Below are 16308 nucleotides of genomic sequence, written 5' to 3'. Positions count from 1 at the left end.
TAGCAGCCGCTGTTCTACCGGAGGCGACGGTAGATCCACAGCAGCCGAGGCCGACACTCTTCCAACCTGGTAGCAGGCCTACTCCCGTCGCACTCGCTCCTACCTTGCAGAAGCAGAGCCGATGGTCCGCTTCCCTTTGGTCGTTCGTGCGGGACAGCAATGCCGCTGCACTGGCACCGGGCAGCCTGCTCGGCGGCAGTCAGGCGGGCGCGCGTCTTACCTACCGGCTGAATGCTGATGTACGGCGGCCGCTGGCGCTGAGCGGCAGGATTTATGCACCTCTCGATAGCTTCGAAGGTTCGGAAGTGGCTGCAGGCGTCGACTGGCAGCCGCTGGCGGACGTGCCCGTTCATCTTCTGGCGGAGCGGCGGCAAGCTTTGGGAAAGAGTGGCCGTTCGGCCTTTTCTCTGACTGCCTATGGCGGAGTAAGCCAGGCGCTGGCGGGACCGCTGCAGCTCGACGCCTATGGGCAGGCCGGTCTGGTGGGAATGAAGGCGCGCGACCTGTTCGCCGACGGATCGGCGAAGCTCAGCTACCCCGCAGGAGAGACGAAGATCGGCATCGGCGCATGGGGCGCTGCCCAGCCGGGCGTTGAGCGGGTGGATGTCGGGCCGCAGGCATCGTTCCGGATGCCTTTTGCTGAAGCGGGGGTCGTCGTCGCCGTGGATTGGCGGCTGCGTGTCGCAGGCGAGGCGGAGCCGAAGAGCGGGCCGACGCTCACGCTCTCCACCGGCTTCTGAGCGGCATCTTCCGCCGCCTGAGATAAGCCGCTAGCGTCCGCGCGTGGATATCTACCTCCCGATCGCCGGCCTTTCCGTCAACGCGCTCACCATCATCGCGATCGGCGGGCTGGTGGGGCTGCTGACCGGGATGTTGGGCGTCGGCGGCGGGTTCCTGACGACGCCGATCCTGATCTTCTACGGCATTCCGCCTACCGTGGCGGTGGCTTCGGCGGCGACGCAGATCACCGGCACCAGCGTGTCGGGCGTGCTCGCACACCGGCGGCGGAAGGGCGTCGATTATCTTATGGGCGGCGTCATCATCGCGGGCGGCCTCATCGGCTCGCTGGTCGGCGGCTTCCTGTTCCGCCTGCTGCAGCAGGGCGGGCAGATCGATACCGTGATCGCGCTCCTCTACGTGATCCTGCTGGGCAGTATCGGCCTGTTGATGGCGAAGGAAGCGGCGACCGCGCTCGACATCATCAAGCCCAAAGAGACGGCGAGGCCGCGTTCCCGGCGGCACAACCCGCTGATCGTCGCGCTGCCGCTCCGCTGGCGCTTCTACCGCTCCGGCCTCTACATCTCGCCGCTGGCGCCGCTTCTGCTCGGGTTCGTGTCGGGCATGCTGACCGTGCTTCTGGGCGTCGGCGGCGGGTTCATCGTCGTGCCCGCAATGATCTACCTGCTCGGCATGTCGGCGCAGGTGGTGGTGGGGACTTCGCTCCTGCAGATCCTGTTCGTGACCGCCGCGACGACCCTGGTCCACGCGACCACCACCCGGTCGGTGGACATCGTCCTTGCCGTGCTCCTCCTCCTCGGCAGCGTGATCGGCGCGCAGTTCGGCGTTCGGCTTGCCCAGCGGGTGAAGCCGGAGATGCTGCGCATGTTCCTCGCGATCGTGGTGCTGGCGGTGGCGGTGCGGATGGCGCTTGGGCTCGGCTGGCGCCCGGACGAAATCTACACGGTGCAGATGCTGTGAGGCGGCTCCGCGCCCTCGCTTTGCTCGCCGCCGCGCCTTTCGCGCTGGGGCAGGCGAAGCCCGAGCTGGTGCCGGACGTGTCGCAGCGCGAGATCGAGATACGCTACAGCTTCACGGGCGCCGACCTGCTGCTGTTCGGCGCCATTCTCTACCCGGGCGGGCGCGCGCCGAGCAGGCCGGCCGATATCGCCGTGGTGGTAAAGGGACCGACCGAACGGATCGTCGTCCGCGAGAAGCAGAAGGTCGCCGGCATCTGGATGAATGTCGAAAGCGCCCGCTTTCGCTCGGCTCCGGCCTTCTACGCCGTGGCGTCATCGCGGCCGCTTTCCGAACTGATCGACGAGCGGACTGCGGCTATTTATGAGCTCGGCCTCCAGAACCTTCAGCTCTCGCCCGGCACGGGCGCGCCGGTCGAGGTGCAGCGCCGGTTCGAAGCGGGCCTGCTCGACCTTCGCCGGCGCGGCGGCGTCTATATCGAGAGCCCGAGCGGCGTCGAGATCAGCGAAGGCGTGCTCTACCGCGGCCGCGTCAGCATTCCGGCGCAGGTGCCCGTCGGCACCTACACGGCCGAAACCTTCCTCATTCAGGACGGCCGGGTCGTCGCGGGCGCGGTGCGGGAGATCCAGATCGACAAATTGGGTTTCGAGAAGTTCGTTGCCGACTTCGCCGAACGCTGGTCGCTCGCCTACGGCCTTATCGCAGTCGCAATCTCGATCCTGCTCGGCTGGGCGGGAAGCGCCGTCTTCCGCCGCCGCTGACGGCAAAGAGTTGTTTACATCTTTGGGTTAACGCTCCGCGCACCAAACACGCGTGAAGGGGCAAGACTACCGCCATGACCGACATGAACATGCACAGCGTTCCGCAACCCGATCAGCCGCTCGGCTACATGCCGGCGCAGGAGCCGCAGCGGAAGAGCGGCGCCACCCATGCTCCGATCGGCAAGGTGATCGAGATTTCAGGCGGCGGTTCCAAGATCGAGATCGACGGTGCGCGCCTTCGCGAGCTGGGGAACGATCCTGATCCCAGCGTCGCTATGTCGGGCCAGGTCGGAAGTCAGGTGAAGCTCCGCGCCGGCAAGCGCTGGATCCTCGCCAATGTCCGCACGCTGCAGGTGGCGGATTCTTCGGGTGACAATATCGTCGCGGAGATCGACTTCCTTGGCGAAGGCGACGAGGACGAGAAGACGGGCGAGCTTACCAACTTCAAGCGCGGCATCACCGGCTATCCCATTCCGGGCGACAAGGTGCTCCCCGTAGCGGGCAGCGATTTGAAGCAGATGTTTGCCGCCAGCGAGCAGGCGCATATCGAGATCGGCACCGTCTATCCGACCAAGGACGTGCGCGGCGCACTCTATATTGACGCAATGCTCGGCAAGCACTTCGCGCTGCTGGGTTCGACCGGTACCGGTAAGTCGACCTCGGCGGCACTGATCCTCCACCGCATCTGCGAACTGGCCCCTGAGGGTCACATCGTCATGATCGACCCGCACGGCGAATATTCCGCCGCCTTCAAGGGCTATGGCGAGCTGTTCAACGTCGACAACCTGCAGATGCCCTACTGGCTGATGAACTTCGAGGAGCATTGCGAGGTGATCCTCACCTCGAGCGGCGCCGATCGCCAGGCCGACGCCGACATCCTTGCCAAGTGTCTTCTCCAGGCGCGCTCGAAGAACCGTGCCGCCGAGGGTATGACCAAGCTCACCGTGGATTCGCCGGTTCCCTATCTGCTGTCGGACCTGACGGGCGCAATCACGAACGAAATGGGCCTTCTGAACAAGGCGACCGACACGGCGCCGTTCATGAGGCTGAAGTCGAAGCTCGACGAGCTGAAGACTGACCCGCGCTACAGCTTCATGTTCTCGGGCATGCTCGTCGCCGACAGCATGGCGAGCTTCATTTCAAAGATTTTCCGCCTGCCCGCGAGCGGCAAACCGATCTCGATTGTGGACGTGTCCGGCGTGCCCTCGGACATCACGTCGGTGGTGGTAGCGGTGCTGTCGCGCCTCGTCTTCGACTATGCGATCTGGTCGCGCAACGAAGCGCAGCGGCCGGTTTTGCTCGTCTGCGAAGAAGCCCATCGTTACATTCCCGCCGACAAGACTTCGTCCGGCCAGGCCGTCCGCAAGATTCTGGAGCGGATCGCCAAGGAAGGTCGTAAGTACGGCGTGTCGCTGGGCCTCATTACGCAGCGTCCGTCCGACCTTGCCGAAGGCGTGCTTTCCCAGTGCGGCACGATCATTGCGATGCGCCTCAACAACGACCGAGACCAAGCGTTCGTGAAGTCGGCCATGCCCGAGGGCGCGCGCGGCTTCCTCGACGTCATTCCGGCGCTCCGCAACCGCGAATGCATCGTCTGCGGCGAAGGCGTGTCGATCCCGATCCGCGTTGCCTTCGACGATCTTGAGCGGGATCGCCGCCCGGCCTCGGCCGACCCGCTCTTCTCGGAACTGTGGAAGCAGAGCGGCGACGAGCAGGCGATGATCGGCCGTGTCGTCAAGCGCTGGCGGAGCCAGAGCGGTTAAGCGAAAGGCGGCGCGAGCGGCGCCGCGTCGATTTGGATTTTGAGCGGCGGTCAGGCGGAGGGCTTGGCCGCCGTTTCCTTATTGGCGGAGCGTGCTGCTCCGACCGGTACGGAGAGCAGGCTGCGGAGCTTAGCGCGGAAGTTGGCCAAGTCGGAGCCGCTGAGTTGGGCGCGGGTGGTGAACTTGACGGACATCGGGTTTACCGGCGCACCGTTACGATAGAGTTCGTAATGGAGGTGCGGCCCGGTCGAGAGGCCGGTCGAGCCGACATAGCCGATCACCTGTCCCTGGCGGACCTGCTGCCCCGGGCGCGCGGAAATGCGGCTCATGTGCGAATAGCTGGTCATGAGGCCGCCGGCGTGGCGGAGGCGGACCTGCCGGCCGTAACCGCCTGCCCATCCGGCAGCGCTGACCACGCCGTCGGTCGCGGCGAGGATCGGGGTGCCGTAGCCGGCGCGGAAATCCATGCCCTTATGCATGCGCGAATAGCCGAGGATCGGGTGGCGGCGCATGCCGAAATTGGAAGAGACGGAGCCCGGCACCGGCCGCTGCAGCATGCCGCTCGTCCTGCCGACGCCGGACGCTTCGAACCATTGGGCGCTGCCGCCTTGCGCCCATTGCATGAGCTGGAGATTCTTGCCGTCTGCGCGTTCTAGGCCCGCGTACAGAAGCTTGCCGACCTCGACCTCGCCGGTTTCGGCGCGGCGCTGTTCGATGATGAGGTCGAAGCGGTCGTCCGCGCCGATGCTGCCGACGTTGATCTGCGTCGCGAGCGCCCGAAGATAGGCTTCGACGGCCTTGGCTGGCGCGCCCGATGCGCGGGCAGCACGATAGAGACTTGAGCCGACGAAGCCCTGGATGCGGAGCGGGGTATGGTCGACGGCGATCGGGATGCGCTTCAGCGTCATTGCGCCGTTCACCCGCTCGACGGCGAGCCTTAGGTCGAAGCGGGCGCGGAAGGAGAGGCTCTCAAGCGGCCGCGCAACCGTTCGGTTCGGCCGGCGGCCGAGCGTGAGTTCGAGCGGGGTTCCCGCCTGGATAGCAGTCATATCCACCGTGTCTGCAACCATGGCTTCGAGCCGGTTTGCTTCTGCGGCGGAGACACCGGCGCGCTGCAACACGCGGGCGAAGCTGTCGCCGCGCCCTAGGGTGGCGGTGAGGTCGATGCGGGGGCGCTCCGGCGTGTCGGTGAGCGGCCGGACGGCATCGGTCGCAGCCATGCGGCGGCCGGTATCGGCGCCGTAAGCGAGTGGCGAAAAGGCTAAGGCGCGGGCCTCCTCAAGCTCTACATCGGCGAGCGGAGCGGGCGAGGCGCCGGTGACCGGCTCAAGACCGGGCGCGAAACTGAAGGCGGTATAGCAAAGCGCGGCGCAGGTTAGGAGCCCTCGAAACCATTCCGGCGAGCCGATGCGGACGCCGAGATCCTGGACAAGATCGAAATCAGGAAGACGGGGCGCACGTGCTGCTGGCGCGGGAATCGGCGCGGGCCGGAACAGGGGCGCGTCGGCCCGCAGGACGGCCGCGCCGCCGCCGCTTCCAACGTTCACGTCCCCAAATCTGTACAAGGCTAGATGCCCCCCAAGACCCGCTAAACCCCCGCCGCGGTCCGCCGGCAGGAACTCAGTTCGTGTACAAAGAAGGTTAAAGTCAAATTACATCCGGCGCTTGGCGGCCGCCGCTGCGGCGAAGCGAAAGCTCCCGGCGATGAGTTGAAGTATAGGCCATGGAACCGCGGCTGCCCGTTGCACTTTGCCAACGATGTGCCGACTTATAGCTCATGAGCGATTTCGCCCGGGCGCCTCTCGCGGCCATTTTGGGGCCGACCAATACCGGCAAGACCCATTTGGCGGTGGAGCGGATGTGCGCCCATTCGAGCGGGATGATTGGCTTCCCGCTGCGGCTGCTTGCGCGGGAAGTCTATGACCGGGTGGTGAAGCTGAAGGGCGCGAACCAGGTCGCGCTCATCACCGGCGAAGAGAAGATCCTGCCGAAGGACGCCCGCTGGTTCCTCTGCACCGCGGAATCAATGCCGATGGAGCGCGATTTTGCGTTCGTCGCGCTCGACGAGGCGCAGCTCGGCGCGGACCACGAGCGCGGCCATGTCTTCACCGATCGTCTGCTCCATGCGCGCGGGCGGGAGGAAACGATGATCCTTGGTTCGGAGGCCTTGACGCCAATGGTGCGCTCTTTGCTTCCGAAGGCGGAGATCATCGGCCGACCGCGTTTCTCGACGCTGACGTATGCAGGGCCCACCAAGCTTTCGCGCCTGCCGCCGCGATCGGCCATCGTCGCCTTCTCCGCCGAGCAGGTCTACGCGGTGGCCGAGATGCTGCGGCGGATGCGCGGCGGCGCCGCGGTGGTGATGGGGGCACTTTCACCCCGGACCCGCAACGCCCAGGTCGCCATGTATCAGGCGGGCGAGGTCGATTATCTCGTTGCCACCGATGCGATCGGCATGGGGCTCAACATGGACGTGAGCCATGTCGCCTTTGCCGGGCTTACGAAATTCGACGGGCACAGGCGGCGGCGCCTCTCCCCCGCCGAGATGGCACAGATCGCGGGGCGCGCGGGACGGCACCAGCGTGACGGCACTTTCGGTTCTCTGATGCTGGAAGGCGAATATGGCGCCGAGTTCCGGCCGGAGGAGATCGAGGCTATCGAGGAGCACAGCTTCGCGCCGCTCGACCATCTTTACTGGCGGGAGGGAGATCCGGATTTCCGGACCATCGACGGCCTCATCCGCTCGCTCGAGCGACGGCCGTCGGAGGCAGGCCTGCGTGCGGCCCCAGAGGCGGTGGATCTTGCGGTGCTGAAGCGGCTGGCGGACGATCCGCAGGTTCGCGCCCGCGCCAAAGGCGATAATGTGCGGCGGCTCTGGGCGGCCTGCGGGCTGCCGGACTTCAGGAAGACGGGCCCCGATCATCATGCGCGGCTTGTCGCCCGCATCTTCACCCACCTGACGGAGGGGGACGGCCGCATCCCGCAGGGCTGGTATGCAGCGGAAGTGGCTAAGCTCGACAACGTACAGGGCGATATAGACACGCTGGCCGACCGGATCGCGGGAGTGCGGACCTGGGCCTATATCGCGCACCGCGCCGACTGGCTGGCCAGTCCGGAGACGATGGCGGAGCGGACGCGGGAGGTGGAGGAGAAGCTGTCCGACGGGCTCCACGAGCGGCTGACGCAGCGTTTCGTCGACCGGCGCACGTCGGTGCTGATGCGGGACGTTGGCGGCAAGGGCGCGGGCGAATTCCCGGTAATCGTCGATGAGCAGGGCGAGGTGTCGGTCGGAAGCTATGCGATTGGCCGGCTTCAGGGTTTCAACTTCGAAGTCGATCCCGCCGCGCGGCACCAAGACCGGAAGATGCTGCTAGCGACTGCCGAACGGCGGCTGGGCGGCGAATATGAGAAAAGGGCGGCGGCTTTGGTCGCCGATACGGACGATCATTTTTCGCTCCGGACTGAGGCGGATCAGCCGGTGGCGATCCTTTGGCGAGGGCACGAAGTTGCGCGACTTGGGCAGGGCAAGAACCTGCTTTCACCGCGGGTCCATCTCGACCGGCGCATTGACCGCCTATCTGAGAACGGGCGTGAGGCGGTGATCGAGCGGCTGAAGAATTGGGTGCGGGAGCAGGTGGAGCGCGCGCTGGGGCCGCTCCGGGCGGCAGGCTCGGCGGCGCAGGATGCGGGAGCGTCGCCGGCGGTGCGGGCGGTGCTCGCCATGCTGGTCGACGAAGGCGGCATCGTTGCGCGCGAAACCGTTTCGAAGCCGCTGGCGGCGCTCACGCGTGACGAGAGGCGAGCGATCTCGAAGTTGCGCGTCCGCATCGGCGCGCTCGACATCTTCATGCCCGATATCCTGAAACCGGAGGCGCGGCGCTGGCGGACGGCGCTCCGCACAGCGGCCGCGAATGAGAAGATGCCCGCGCTGCCGCCAGAGGCGAGTGTCGTGCTGCCGGCCCCTAAGGAGGAGCGGGAACGGGCGCGGCTCACCCGCCTCGGCTTCCGCGCGACGGGGCCGCAGATGCTGCGCGTAGATCTTGCCGAGCGGCTGGCGCGGCATGCGCATGAGGTGCGCGCCGGCAAGGAGGCGTCGGTGGTGGACGAAGCCTTAGTCACGTCGCTCGGCCTCCAGCCGCAGGCGGTGGCAAAGCTGATGCGCGACATCGGTTTCCGTCCGGCGGAGAGCGAGGCGGGGTGGATCTGGCGGGGCCGGGAGCGGCGGCGGCCCGAGCGGAAGGCGGAAGCGACGGGCGCCTTCGCTGCGCTCGCAGGATTGCGGCGTGGCTGAAGCCGAAAGTCTGAGGCTCGACAAATTCCTGTGGTTCGCGCGGATCGTGAAGACGCGCGGCCTCGCCCAGCAGTTTGCCGAGGAAGGGCGTATGCGGCTTGCCGGGCGTATCATCGACCGAGCCCATGTCCCCGTTCGGGTGGGCGACGTCCTATCCTTCGCCATCCGCGGCAAGGTGCGGGTGCTGAAGATCGAGGCGCTGCCGAAGCGGCGCGGCCCGCCCGCGGAGGCGCGGCTTCTCTACAGCGAGATCGGGGAAGCCGTTGACGAGCCCCGAGGAGACTGACTAGGGAATCGGCACCTCGGGAGAAGCACATGACCTACGTCGTCACGGAAGCCTGCATTCGCTGCAAATATATGGACTGTGTCGAAGTCTGTCCGGTCGACTGCTTCTATGAGGGCGAGAACATGCTCGTCATCAACCCTAGCGAGTGCATCGATTGCGGCGTTTGCGAGCCGGAATGCCCGGCCGAGGCGATCCTTCCAGACACCGAAGCGGGTCTTGAGAAGTGGCTCGAGATCAACGCCACCTATTCGGCGGAATGGCCGAACCTGACCCGGAAGCGGGAGTCTCCCGCCGATGCCGACGAGCATAAGGGCGAGGAAGGCAAGTTCGACAAATATTTCTCGGCGAACCCTGGCCAGGGCGACTGATCCCGCACTTCGCGCTGCAATCCGTTCGCAGCGCTGGCTTTTGCGCCATTTTTGTGTTACATAATCGTCATCGAAGCGGCTGCGTATAGGTGGCCGCATTGGTGATCGATCAGAATCGCCGCAAAATCAGGAGACTGGAGACTGCGTCTAATTGGGGCAGATGCAGCTGAGGACCGGTATTGGCGGCTAATTTCCACGGGAAGGTTTGTAAATGGCAACGAAGGCGTTGAACTTCGACGTTGGCGATTACGTAGTTTACCCCAAGCACGGTGTGGGCCGTGTCATCGAACTCCAGAGCACCGATATCGCGGGGATGCAGCTGGAACTCTACGTTCTCCGGTTTGAAAAAGAAAAGATGACGCTGCGCGTTCCGACCAACAAGGCGGAAAGCGTCGGTATGCGCAAGCTTTCGTCCGACAAGACGATGCAGGAAGCGCTCGCGACCCTTAAGGGCAAGCCGAAGGTGAAGCGCACCATGTGGTCGCGCCGCGCCCAGGAATATGAAGCGAAGATCAATTCGGGCGACCTCGTGTCGATCGCCGAAGTGACCCGTGACCTGTTCCGTGCCGACGACCAGCCCGAACAGAGCTATTCGGAGCGGCAGATTTTCGTAGCCGCCTCCAGCCGTCTTGCTCGCGAGCTTGCGGCGATGGAGCAGACCGACGAGCCGGCTGCTCTGGTGAAGATCCTCGAGATCCTCAACAAGGCCGCGGCGATCTATAACAAGGACAAAGTGCTCGAGAAATAAGGCTCGCGCGCTTGTTTTATTCGGAAAAGGCGGCCCCGGCGGGGCCGCCTTTTTCATATTGCAGCAGACCTACCTAGCGTGTACTATCTATCTAACACAGCTTGGGAGGAAGCCATGCGTTCATTCTATATTCTCGCGTCCACGCTCGCACTGGCGGCATGTAACATGGCGGCCGATGCCCAGGACGGCGACGGGGGCGGCAGCGGCCGAACCACCCAGCAGACCTATAATGTCGGCGCATTCGAGGGGGTCGCACTCGCCGGCTCCCAGAATGTTGTCGTCACGGTTGGCGGCGCGCCGTCGGTTCGTGCCGAGGGCGACGCGGAGATGATCGAACGGATGGACATCCGCGTCGAAAACGGCACGCTCCGTATCGGCACGAAGAAGGGCGAGCAGTGGAGCATCGGCTGGGGCCGCGACCGGAAGCCCGTAACCGTTTATGTGACGACGCCCCGCCTCGCCTCCGCAGCCGTGGCGGGATCGGGCGACATGATGATCGACAAGGTCGAAGGCGAGCGTTTCGCCGGCTCCATAGCAGGGTCGGGCGACATGCAGATCGGCGCGCTGCGCGTGAACGAAGCCGATTTCTCCGTCGCCGGATCGGGCGACGTTCGCGCGGCGGGCAGTGCCGGTCGCCTCAAGGCATCCATCGCGGGTTCGGGCGACATCGACCTGGCCGGCGTGAGCAGCCGGCAGGCTCAAGTGTCGATCGTCGGATCTGGCGACGTAAGGGCACAGGCCACTGAAACGGCCGACGTGTCGGTCATGGGCTCCGGCAACGTCACGATGGCGGGTAGCGCCCGCTGCTCGGTCAACAAGCGCGGATCGGGCGACGTTCGCTGCGGCGCGTGAGCCCTCCTTATCGGCACGTTAACCATTAGGCGGCATGGTCCTTCGCATGAAAAGGACCATGCTTGCTCTCCTTGCCATCGCTCTTGCCGCTCCGGCGCAGGCCGCGGACCGGCGCGTCACGATCACCGACTTTGACCGAGTGCAGGTCGACGGACCTTTCGAAGTGGTGCTGGCCACCGGTAAGCCGCCGTCGGCGACTATCAGCGGGAGCACGGAAGCCACAGACCGGGTGTCGGTGGAGGTGCAGGGGCGGATGCTTCGCGTACGTCCGAACCGGTCCGCTTGGAGCGGTTATCCGGGCGCAACTACCGCGCCTGCCAAGATAACATTGTCCACGCACGATCTCCGGTCGGCCACCGTCGTTGGATCGGGAAGCCTCAGCATCGATAAGGTGAAGACGATGCGCTTCGACGCATCACTCTCCGGAAGCGGACGGCTTTCAATGCCTAAGGTTGAAGCCGATACGCTGATCGTCGGTCTGGTCGGATCGGGGGCCATCGAGGTCGGCGGCAAGGCGAAGACGGTTCGCGCGGGTGTGCAGGGCACGGGCGACCTCAATGCGCAGGCGCTTACGGCGGAAGATGCGGAGATCAATGCCGACACGGCGGGCACGATAAATATGGCGGTGCGGCGCGCGGCGACGGTGAACGGCACGGGATCGGGCGATACCGTGATTGCGGGAAGCGCGGCCTGTACCGTGAAGCTGCTCGGCTCCGGCCAGATCCTCTGTTCTAAATATTCAGATCAGCGCCAGCGCTGACAGCTTGATTGCGAGCGCGGGCGGAAGCGCTGCCAGCCCCTCGTCGTCGCCATCGAAATCCAGCGGTGCGTCGGCGGGATCGAGATAGCGCCAGCCCTGATGCGCCCGCTTCGGTCGCGCCTTCACCGGCACCAGCTTCGGATCGAGCGCGATCACCGTCCGCCGGTCCTCACCTTCGGCAAAGCCGAGAATGGTCTGGCGGGCGGTGATCCTGTGCTTGATGATCCAGTAGATGGAGCCGCCGACGAGCTCGTCGGCTCGCTTAGGCTTGAAGCGGGTGGTGATCGGCACCACGCCGCCGGTGAGCCGCAATTCCTGTCGGCGCTTCAGCGCGTCGAAGCTCGCACAGCCGACCGCCACCTTGCTGATGTTGAGGGATGTCATAAACGCGAATCCAGATGCCGCATTAGCGGCCCCAGATCAACAGCTTAGCCCGCTAAGCCGGACGCGACGGCGAGCCCGAGGAAGGCGAAGAAACCCATCGAATCAGTAATCATCGTGACGAACACGGAGGAGGCGACCGCCGGGTCCTGATCCATTCGCTCGAGGAGTACCGGGACGAGAACGCCGGCAAGGCCCGCGATGGCGATGTTGATGAGCATCGCTGCTGCGATCACTCCGCCGAGCTGCGGATTCGAGAAAACGAGCGCAGCGCCGACGCCGATCAGAAGGGCAATGGTGAGGCCGTTCAAAAGCGCCAACCGGATCTCGCGCCAGATCGTTCGCCAAGTGTTGGATCGGGTAAGCTGGTTCATGGCGAGCGCCCGCACCGCAACGGCCATGGTCTGCGTTCCGGCATTGCCGCCGATCGAGGCGACGATCGGCATCAGCACGGCGAGCGCCACCATCTCCTCGATGGCGCCGCCGAAAAGGGCGATGACCGAGGAGGCTACGAGGGCGGTGAACAGGTTGGCGATAAGCCAGCGGACGCGGGCGCGGTAGCTGTCGCGGATCGGCTGGTTGATGTCGCCTTCATCGCCCGCGCCGGACATGAGGAGCACGTCCTCGCTCGCTTCCTCCTGGATGATGTGGACGACGTCGTCGACAGTGATCATGCCGACCAGCCGCCCGTTCTGATCCACCACGGCCGCGGAGATAAGCGCGTATTTCTGGAAGCGGAGCGCCACTTCCTCCTGGTCCATGTCGACCGGGATCAACGTCTGCTCGCGCTGCATCAGGTCGGCGACGGCGAAGTGGCGCGGCGTGCGGAGGATCCAGCTTAGGAGGATAGTGCCGACCGGCTTGTGCTGCGGATCGACCACATAGACTTCCCAGAAGTCGGTGGTGAGGTTCTCGCCGCGGCGGAGATAATCGATAACCTGGCCGACGGTCCAATGTTCGGGCACCGCAATAAGGTCGCGCTGCATTAGGCGGCCGGCGGATTCCTCCGGGAAGGTGAGCGCTTCCTCGATGGCGGCGCGGTCGTCGGGGTCGAGTGCGCGAAGAACGGCGCGCTGCTCGTCCTCCTCCATGTCTTCGATCAAGGCGACGGCGTCGTCCGTTTCGAGTTCGCCGGCAATTTCGGCAACTTCGTGCGGTTCGAGCGCATCGATCAGCTCGTCGCGCACCCAGTCGTTCATTTCCGACAGCACGTCCCCGTCGAGGAGGTCGGCAAGCGCGGCTGCGAGCGCCCGGCGCTCGTCGGTATCGACCAGTTCGAACAGGTCGGCAATGTCGGCCGGGTGCAGCGGATCGACCAGAGCGCGGGCCCCTTCGGCATCGCCCGCCTCTACGCGCTCCATTACGGCGCGGACGAATTCGGGCTTCAGCCGGTCGTCCTCATCCATCCGGTCTTCGGCGGTGGGAAGGGCACCGTCGGGCGTTTCGAGTTCGCTCTCGCTCATCGCCCTCTCCCCGAAATCTGCAGCCTTCCCGTCTCCTAGGCGCGCTTTACCGCCCTGTCGATATTTTGGTGCCTTGAGGGTGGTTTATCGGATGCGCCCTGCCTAAGTGCCGGCTTGCGACAAAGGAGATATCGACATGGCCGACGAAAAGAACACCCTGGTGCTGACCCTCGACAGCGGCGGCGATGTCGTGATCCGGCTCCGCCCGGACCTCGCGCCCGGCCACGTCCAGCGGATCAAGGACCTCACCGTCGAGGGCTTCTATGACGACACTGTTTTCCACCGCGTGATCGACGGCTTCATGGCGCAGGGCGGCGATCCGACCGGCACCGGCATGGGCGGCTCCGAAAAGCCGGACCTCAAGGCCGAATTCAGCCGCGAGCCGCATGTGCGCGGTACCGCCTCCATGGCTCGGGCGATGAACCCGGACAGTGCCAACAGCCAGTTCTTCATCTGCTTCGAGGATGCCCGCTTCCTCGACGGCCAGTACACCGTCTGGGGCGAGGTGGTCGAAGGCATGGACTATGTGGACGCGCTTCCGAAGGGCGAGCCGCCGCGCCAGCCGGGGAAGATCGTGAAGGCGACGCTGAGGGACTGATTCCTTGCGCCCCGTGACGCTGATCACCGGCGCGTCGGCCGGGCTCGGCGCGGAGTTTGCGCGCCAGTGCGCGACGCGGGGCGACGAACTGGTGCTGGTGGCGCGGCGGCGGGAGCGGCTCGATGCGCTTGCGGCCGAGCTTGGCGGCAAGGTTCATGTCATCGCATCCGACCTGTCGAAGGCGGAGGCTGCGGCCGAGCTGATGGCGGAGGTGGAGCGGCTGGGGCTGTGGATCGAAACGTTGATCAACAATGCCGGCTTCGGTCTCACCGGCCGCTTTGCCGACATCCCGCTGGGTCGGCAGCAGCAGATGATCGACCTCAATATCCGCACGCTCACCACGCTCGCTCATCTTGCACTGCCGAAGATGATCGAGCGCGGGCGGGGCGGCATCCTCAATGTCGCCTCGACGGCGGCTTTTCAGCCAGGGCCGGGTTTCGCCGTCTATTTCGCGACTAAAGCCTATGTCCTCTCCTTCAGCGAGGCGCTGCACCAGGAGCTGAGGCGGAAGGGCATTAGAGTGTCGGCGCTCTGCCCGGGTCCAACGCGGACAGAGTTTGGCCAAGTAGCGGGCGTCACCAGCCAGAGCTTCGACCGCTTTTCCGCCGATGCGCCCGCCGTGGTCGGTGCCGGACTAAGGGGTCTTCAGCGGAACAAGGCGGTGATCGTCCCCGGTCTCACTAACAAAGTTACTGCGCAATCGGGCCGGGTCATTCCGCGCGCGCTCATGCGGCGGATCGTTGCGTCGCTGAAGCTGTAGCTTCGCCGAGAATGTCGTTGAATAGCCAGTCGTGGAAGATGCGCACTGGCCGGCGCGCGAGTGAGGAGCGGCGGCAGGCGAACCAATAGCTGTAAGGGCTTTCGACCGCCTGCGCGAAAAGCTGAACCAGCCTTTCGTCATGCGACTCCTTCAAGTGGCTTTCGAGCATGAAGGCGACGCCGAGCCCCTCCGCGGCCGCGTCGAGGATCAGCTGTCCGGAATCGAAATGGTCCTCCGCCATCGGCTGCAGGTGCGGAAGCCCGATCGCCTCCTTCCAGTAATCGAAGGTGTCGGGGAGGTCCCGGTGAAGGAAGATGGTGGCGCGGGCGAGGTCGGCGGGCTCGCGGATCCCCTCGTCGAGCAGCCGGCGTGCGCCGATTGCAATCACGCGGTTGCTGTCGATGCGGCGGGAATAGAGGTTCGGATCGACTTCGGTGGTGATGGCGATGGCGGCGTCGAGACCTTCGTCGAGACGAGCGAGGCCGTGGGCGCCGGTGTCGATGTCGATGTGAAGCTCAGGGTGAATGGCGCGGAGCTCGCCGAGGTGCGGCATTAGCCGCTGCGAGGCGAAGAGCGGCAGGACCGCAAGCCGGAGCCGCATCAATTCCCCGTCGCCGGCGGCGCGCTCCATCGCTCGGGAAAGCGAGTCCAGCGAGGGGCCGATCTCGGCCAGTAGTCGCTCGCCGTCAGGATTTAGGTGGACGGCCTGATGCCGCCGCTCAAACAAGGGATGGCCGACATAGCGCTCCAAGGACTGGATGCGGCGGCTTAGCGCCGGCGAGGAGAGGGCGAGAGCTTCGGCGGCGGCCTTGACCGATCCAAGCCGCGCCACCTGCACGAATGCTTCGATGGCGGTGAGGGGCGGCAGCCGGCGCATGCCCGGAGGTTAGACTTCCAGGTTGCTGATTGCAACTATTGCACCTGCGCGAAATCTCTTCGCAATTGCACAAAAATGGTGCAGCTGCGAAATAGAGCCTGCCTTTCAGGCATCCTCTCCTAAAAACTATTCATGGGTCGGACCTTCGGGTCCGGCCCCTTTTTTATCCGCAGCCTAGCCGGTTGGTTTGAAGGCGTAGGTGAAATCGGTAAGCGCTAAAGCCACATTCCCGTCGGCGGAGAGGCCGTAGAATGTCGGATAACAGCCGTCGGAATTTGGGTTGAAGATAGCGCCGCCGCCGCCAAAGCCCGTGAGCGGCAGGAAGGCCGGATACTCTTTGAGCCAGCTGTCGATGATGGCCCGTATGCGACTATCGCCCATCGCCTCGTCATAGCGGTAGAACGCCCCGGCATCGAACAGCGACCCTCTCGCGGCGTCAACTGGATAGCAACCAGGCCTTTGAGGATCCTCGCGCCCGACAGACGCCCAGTTTGCCGCAATCCAAGTAACCACCGGCTCGTCGGAATAGAAAATCGTGCCTGCCAAAGCCGTCTCGAACACGCCCTCTGGATACTGACTTACCTCCACCAGTGCGCCCATTCTGAAGCGGCCAGATGGGAGCCGGCGCAGGTAGGGTTCGCTCCCGTAAGTAATACCAGCGTCAGAACCGACCAGCCTGCCGGTTGGGAAGGCCAGCGGCGGAGA

At 65.1% G+C, this 16308-nt stretch carries 17 protein-coding genes; 12 read left to right on the top strand and 5 right to left on the bottom strand.

Going from position 1 to position 16308, the window contains the following annotated elements; translation table 11 throughout:
* The first annotated feature begins 146 nt into the window (after positions 1-146).
* The 4 genes from VGD10_RS10795 (at position 147) to VGD10_RS10780 (ending at position 4219) form a co-directional block, all read left to right on the top strand.
* Complete coding sequence (locus tag VGD10_RS10795; protein WP_331040825.1) at positions 147-740, top strand: hypothetical protein; 594 nt, start codon at positions 147-149, stop codon at positions 738-740.
* Between the two features lie 43 nt (positions 741-783).
* The gene (locus tag VGD10_RS10790) at positions 784-1698 is read left to right on the top strand and encodes a sulfite exporter TauE/SafE family protein (protein ID WP_331040824.1); all 915 of its coding nucleotides are present in this window, start codon (positions 784-786) and stop codon (positions 1696-1698) included.
* A complete protein-coding gene (locus VGD10_RS10785) occupies positions 1695-2456 on the top strand; it encodes a TIGR02186 family protein (RefSeq protein ID WP_331040823.1) in 762 nt (253 codons plus the stop codon). The genes VGD10_RS10790 and VGD10_RS10785 overlap by 4 nt, the downstream gene beginning before the upstream one ends.
* 128 nt (positions 2457-2584) lie before the next feature.
* Complete coding sequence (locus VGD10_RS10780; protein ID WP_331040859.1) at positions 2585-4219, top strand: ATP-binding protein; 1635 nt, start codon at positions 2585-2587, stop codon at positions 4217-4219.
* Positions 4220-4269: 50 nt separating this feature from the next.
* Here VGD10_RS10780 and VGD10_RS10775 read toward each other — a convergent pair whose 3' ends face one another.
* Positions 4270-5766 carry a M23 family metallopeptidase gene (locus tag VGD10_RS10775; protein WP_331040822.1) on the bottom strand — a complete coding sequence of 499 codons (1497 nt, stop codon included), beginning with the start codon at positions 5764-5766 and terminating at the stop codon, positions 4270-4272.
* 230 nt (positions 5767-5996) lie between these two features.
* On the opposite strand from VGD10_RS10775, the gene VGD10_RS10770 reads away from it, so the two are divergent.
* The 6 genes from VGD10_RS10770 (at position 5997) to VGD10_RS10745 (ending at position 11524) form a co-directional block, all read left to right on the top strand.
* Entirely contained in the window at positions 5997-8510 is a 2514-nt protein-coding gene (locus VGD10_RS10770) for a helicase-related protein (RefSeq protein WP_331040821.1), read from the top strand.
* Positions 8503-8796 (top strand): RNA-binding S4 domain-containing protein, encoded by a 294-nt coding sequence (locus tag VGD10_RS10765; protein WP_331040820.1) that lies wholly within the window; start codon positions 8503-8505, stop codon positions 8794-8796. The genes VGD10_RS10770 and VGD10_RS10765 overlap by 8 nt, the downstream gene beginning before the upstream one ends.
* 29 nt (positions 8797-8825) lie before the next feature.
* Entirely contained in the window at positions 8826-9164 is a 339-nt protein-coding gene (gene fdxA, locus VGD10_RS10760) for a ferredoxin FdxA (protein WP_331040819.1), read from the top strand.
* Positions 9165-9375: 211 nt separating this feature from the next.
* Positions 9376-9912 carry a CarD family transcriptional regulator gene (locus VGD10_RS10755; protein ID WP_331040818.1) on the top strand — a complete coding sequence of 179 codons (537 nt, stop codon included), beginning with the start codon at positions 9376-9378 and terminating at the stop codon, positions 9910-9912.
* A 114-nt stretch (positions 9913-10026) separates the two neighbouring features.
* Complete coding sequence (locus tag VGD10_RS10750) at positions 10027-10764, top strand: head GIN domain-containing protein (RefSeq protein ID WP_331040817.1); 738 nt, start codon at positions 10027-10029, stop codon at positions 10762-10764.
* A 46-nt stretch (positions 10765-10810) separates the two neighbouring features.
* Positions 10811-11524, top strand: coding sequence for a head GIN domain-containing protein (locus VGD10_RS10745; RefSeq protein ID WP_331040816.1), 714 nt, complete (start codon positions 10811-10813; stop codon positions 11522-11524).
* Here VGD10_RS10745 and VGD10_RS10740 read toward each other — a convergent pair.
* Together VGD10_RS10740 and mgtE are read right to left on the bottom strand one after the other, a co-directional pair.
* Complete coding sequence (locus tag VGD10_RS10740; protein WP_331040815.1) at positions 11504-11908, bottom strand: DUF1489 domain-containing protein; 405 nt, start codon at positions 11906-11908, stop codon at positions 11504-11506. The two genes, VGD10_RS10745 and VGD10_RS10740, sit on opposite strands and share 21 nt — an antisense overlap.
* A gap of 44 nt (positions 11909-11952) precedes the next feature.
* Positions 11953-13368, bottom strand: a complete 1416-nt coding sequence (gene mgtE / locus VGD10_RS10735; protein ID WP_331040814.1) for a magnesium transporter — start codon at positions 13366-13368, stop codon at positions 11953-11955.
* A 136-nt stretch (positions 13369-13504) separates the two neighbouring features.
* Here mgtE and VGD10_RS10730 point away from each other — a divergent pair, with 136 nt between their 5' ends.
* Positions 13505-13966 (top strand): peptidylprolyl isomerase, encoded by a 462-nt coding sequence (locus VGD10_RS10730; RefSeq protein ID WP_331040813.1) that lies wholly within the window; start codon positions 13505-13507, stop codon positions 13964-13966.
* Between the two features lie 13 nt (positions 13967-13979).
* On the top strand, positions 13980-14726 hold the full coding sequence (locus VGD10_RS10725; protein ID WP_331040858.1) for an SDR family oxidoreductase: 747 nt from the start codon (positions 13980-13982) through the stop codon (positions 14724-14726).
* Here the strand turns inward: VGD10_RS10725 and VGD10_RS10720 are convergent.
* Positions 14692-15603, bottom strand: a complete 912-nt coding sequence (locus tag VGD10_RS10720) for a LysR substrate-binding domain-containing protein (protein ID WP_331040812.1) — start codon at positions 15601-15603, stop codon at positions 14692-14694. The two genes, VGD10_RS10725 and VGD10_RS10720, sit on opposite strands and share 35 nt — an antisense overlap.
* Before the next feature lie 174 nt (positions 15604-15777).
* Positions 15778-16308: DUF4241 domain-containing protein (locus VGD10_RS10715; RefSeq protein ID WP_331040811.1), on the bottom strand; the 531-nt coding region annotated here is incomplete at its 5' end.

Origin of the sequence: Allosphingosinicella sp. (genome assembly GCF_036402135.1) — a bacterium.
Classification (GTDB): Bacteria; Pseudomonadota; Alphaproteobacteria; order Sphingomonadales; family Sphingomonadaceae; genus Allosphingosinicella.
This window is presented reverse-complemented; position numbering and strand designations above follow the sequence as displayed.

What these genes read in the sequence shown, in the direction of transcription:
- VGD10_RS10780 (WP_331040859.1), top strand. Translation starts at nt 2,585, where the DNA reads ATGCCGGCGCAGGAGCCGCAGCGGAAGAGCGGCGCCACCCATGCTCCG.
- VGD10_RS10770 (WP_331040821.1), top strand. Translation starts at nt 5,997, where the DNA reads ATGAGCGATTTCGCCCGGGCGCCTCTCGCGGCCATTTTGGGGCCGACC.
- fdxA (WP_331040819.1), top strand. Translation starts at nt 8,826, where the DNA reads ATGACCTACGTCGTCACGGAAGCCTGCATTCGCTGCAAATATATGGAC.
- VGD10_RS10755 (WP_331040818.1), top strand. Translation starts at nt 9,376, where the DNA reads ATGGCAACGAAGGCGTTGAACTTCGACGTTGGCGATTACGTAGTTTAC.
- VGD10_RS10750 (WP_331040817.1), top strand. Translation starts at nt 10,027, where the DNA reads ATGCGTTCATTCTATATTCTCGCGTCCACGCTCGCACTGGCGGCATGT.
- VGD10_RS10745 (WP_331040816.1), top strand. Translation starts at nt 10,811, where the DNA reads ATGAAAAGGACCATGCTTGCTCTCCTTGCCATCGCTCTTGCCGCTCCG.
- VGD10_RS10740 (WP_331040815.1), bottom strand. Translation starts at nt 11,908, where the DNA reads ATGACATCCCTCAACATCAGCAAGGTGGCGGTCGGCTGTGCGAGCTTC.
- mgtE (WP_331040814.1), bottom strand. Translation starts at nt 13,368, where the DNA reads ATGAGCGAGAGCGAACTCGAAACGCCCGACGGTGCCCTTCCCACCGCC.
- VGD10_RS10730 (WP_331040813.1), top strand. Translation starts at nt 13,505, where the DNA reads ATGGCCGACGAAAAGAACACCCTGGTGCTGACCCTCGACAGCGGCGGC.
- VGD10_RS10720 (WP_331040812.1), bottom strand. Translation starts at nt 15,603, where the DNA reads ATGCGCCGGCTGCCGCCCCTCACCGCCATCGAAGCATTCGTGCAGGTG.